The following is a 3,214-nucleotide window of genomic DNA, read 5'->3' on the forward strand; positions in this document are numbered from 1 at the left end:
CGCAGGCGGTGCAGTCGTCGCAGCTCCAGATCGACGAGAAGGAGGAGGAGGTGAGTTGGCGGGATTGCGTGGCGGGCTTTGGCGACGTCACGGTCGTGACCCACATCCCCATGTTCAAGAAGGTCAAGTTCTACTCACGCGACAGCCTCGGGTTCGAGGAACTGGAGATGCCGCCTCAGCAACTCGAAACCGTCGCGCTGTGGCTCGTGCCTCCGGACCGCGCCGCGGAGACGGTTCGCGGCCACCACCGGGTGTTCGCGGAGGGGCTCGTGGGCATCGCGAATGTGTTGGTCGAGGTGGCTCCCATGTTCGTGATGTGCGACGTGCAGGACATCGGCGTAGTGGTCGATGCCGCGAACTTGGGCCGAGACGCGATCTTCCTGTACGACCGCTACCCCGGGGGCATGGGTTACGCGGAACGGTGCGCCGAGGTGATGGGCGAGCTGATCGAGTCGGTGCACACGGTGGTGAGCCGCTGCCGTTGCGACGATGGCTGCCCTTCGTGCGTGGGCGCGGCCGTGCCGTCGTTCGCGCTGAGCGACCTGGACTCCGGCACGCGTGGGCGCATACCAGACAAAGAGGCGGCCCTGATCATACTGCACGAAATCCTGGGCCTGCCGGCGTACGAGCCAAAGTCGCCTCCGCGGCATCTGCGCCCAGATGGGAGCACCCAGCCCGCGGCCGGAAATGCTGGCCAGTCTGCATCCGGCCCCGACGAAAAGCCGCCTCGCCTTTCGGACCGGATTCGCAAGAAGCTCAAGGAGAAGTAGAGTCTTAGGCTGTGGCTTCTCCGCGTGGCGCGGAGAAATCCCTACGCGGCCCCGAAGCTGTCATTCTGACTCATTTTCGACAGTTTGGGCGATGAGGATGCCGCGATTTGGCCGATAGCTGCCGTTTACGGCACTTGCGGGTCCAGATTCGCCAAAATGTAGTGCCATACGAGCGCGATTTGGGGCTTGACATCGAACGTGCTGGATGCTAGAATAAGGCCATTATGTTCGTGAGAAAGAAGCGAGGAGGCAATCGCCGACACCCACACGATTACCTCCAGATCGTAGAGTCCTATCGTGACCAAGGACTGCCCAAGCAGCGCGTCATCGCCACCCTGGGCCGGCTGGACCATCTCACCGAGGATGGACGCCTGGACGGCCTGATCGAAAGCCTGGCGCGCTTTGCGCAACACGTGCGCGTGGTCTCGGCCGCTCGGAGGCCGCAGATCCAGGCTTGCGTCACGAAGCTCTGGGGGCCACCGTTGGTGTTCGGCCGGCTCTGGCAACGCCAAGCGCTGCCCGAGGTGCTGGCCAGTCTGGCCGAGCGTCGGCGGTTCGAGTTCGACTTGGAGCGCACCGCGTTCGCACTGGCCCTGCAGAGGTTGTGTTGCCCAGGCTCGGACTTGCAGGGGTCGCGGTGGGTCGACACGGTCGAGGAGCCAGGGTTCGAGCCCATCGCGCTGCAGCATCTCTACCGCACCGTAGGATGGCTGGCCGAGGTGCGGGCGGACTTGGAGCGCCAACTCTTTGCCCGAGACCGGGACTTGTTCACGCAGGAGCTGGACCTGGTGTTTCTGGACACGACCTCGCTGTACGTGTACCGCGACACCGAGACGGAGTATCGGCGCCGGGGCTACTCGCGGGATCGACGGCCCGACTTGCCACAGTTCGTGCTGGCCGTGGCCGTGGATAGGGCGGGCTGGCCCGTGGCGTGGGAGCTGTTCCCCGGCAACACCATGGATCGGAAAGCGTTCGTGGCCGTGGTGCACAAGCTCCGGACGCGCTTGCACATTCGCCAGGTCATGGTCGTGGCCGACCGTGCGATGATCGGCAAGGACACCCTGGCGGAGCTGACGGAGCATGACGAGGCTCCGTTCGACTACATCTTGGGCTGCCGGCTCCGGGGCAGCAAGGAGGTGCGGGACGAGGTGTTGTCCCGGGGCGGGCGGTACTGCGCGGTCGCGGGGAACTTGCGAGTCAAGCAGGTGTGCGTGGGCGAGCGGCGCTACATCGTGTGCCACAATCCCGCGCAGGAGCGCAAGGACGCGGCGAAACGGGAAGCCATCTTGGCCCGGCTGCAAACGCGTCTGAGCCGGGAGCCCAAGGGCCTGCTCAAGAACCAAGGGGTCAAACGATTCACCCGGGTCCGGCGGGGCTCGATCGAGATCGACCATGGCGCGGTCGCGGCCGACGCTCGGTACGATGGCAAGTTCGTGTTGACCACGAACACTGACCTGTCGCCCCAAGATGTGGCCACGACATACAAGAGTCTGTGGCGAGTGGAGCGCACGTTCCGGCAAGAGAAGAGTACCTTGGCGGTGCGTCCGGTCTACCACCATCGAGACGACACGAGCATCGGACACATCGTGGCCAGCTTCCTGGCGTTGCGACTGGAGGTGGACTTGGAGCGCCGGCTCGAGGCGCAAGAGGTGCAGGCGTCTTGGCCCGAGCTGATGCACGATTTGTCCCAGGTGCAGGCGGTGCACTTGGGCATGGACGGGCGAGGCTGGCGCGTACGCACGGACTTGAGGGGTGCGAGCCATGCCGCGTTCCAGGCCGCGGGCGTGCGGCCACCACCGCGGGTCACGGCACTGGAGGACCAAGCGACCGTGTAGTGCCATACGCCCACACTCCAGTCATAAACCCTTGCTACGAAACGAACTCTTCTGACAAACTGTCGAAAATGAGTCTGAACGAAGCGCAGCGTAGTGAAGAATCTCTGCCTGGTCGCACACAGGCCGCGTACAACGAGATTCTTCGCTGCGCTCAGAATGACACGCGAGGGCGGGTGAACTGTTACGAAACAAGATCCTCGGTCGCCTTCTGTTTTCGCATGGAGGGTTGGCGATCGGGTTAGAGATAAGGGATGAGAGATTAGGGATGGCCCCCGCGACGGAGTCACTGGATGTCCACAGTGTTGAATGAGCCATTCTTCCGGGCACAAAAGGCGTTCCCCGTGCTCGCGCCTGACAGCCTGATTTCACCGTATTGGGCAGCTCTGCCAGCAGCAAGGCACAGAGAATCCAGGTTGCCGTTGTGCGTGATGGCGACTGCCATGCGGCCCTCGAGACTGAACTGGCCGAAGCTCACCTTGCCAGGCGCGGTCGCATGGAGCAGGATAAATGTTTCGCCCGCGCAGGATATTTCGAGGGCCACTGCATCAGCCCGACCGGCCACGGGATGCCACGTTGCATGGATCGGGGGAGGGGTCTCGCGCTCGTACG

General features: G+C 63.8%; 3 protein-coding genes. 2 read left to right on the forward strand and 1 reads right to left on the reverse strand.

What is annotated here, in order from left to right; translation table 11 throughout:
* Together KKC91_12475 and KKC91_12480 are read left to right on the forward strand one after the other, a co-directional pair.
* Positions 1 to 770 (forward strand): DUF1998 domain-containing protein (locus KKC91_12475; protein MBU0479358.1); only part of this gene is annotated, 770 nt, incomplete at its 5' end.
* A gap of 224 nt (positions 771 to 994) precedes the next feature.
* The gene (locus tag KKC91_12480; GenBank protein MBU0479359.1) at positions 995 to 2,605 is read left to right on the forward strand and encodes an IS1634 family transposase; all 1,611 of its coding nucleotides are present in this window, start codon (positions 995 to 997) and stop codon (positions 2,603 to 2,605) included.
* A 283-nt stretch (positions 2,606 to 2,888) separates the two neighbouring features.
* Here KKC91_12480 and KKC91_12485 read toward each other — a convergent pair.
* Positions 2,889 to 3,214, reverse strand: a 326-nt coding sequence (locus KKC91_12485) for a hypothetical protein (protein ID MBU0479360.1), incomplete at its 5' end; no start/stop codon positions are given.

It is taken from the genome of bacterium (assembly GCA_018812485.1).
Lineage (GTDB): Bacteria > JAHJDO01 > JAHJDO01 > JAHJDO01 > JAHJDO01 > JAHJDO01.

Bases quoted from the DNA above. Each gene is read 5' to 3' on its own strand.
- KKC91_12480 (MBU0479359.1), top strand. From the start codon at position 995: ATGTTCGTGAGAAAGAAGCGAGGAGGCAATCGCCGACACCCACACGAT.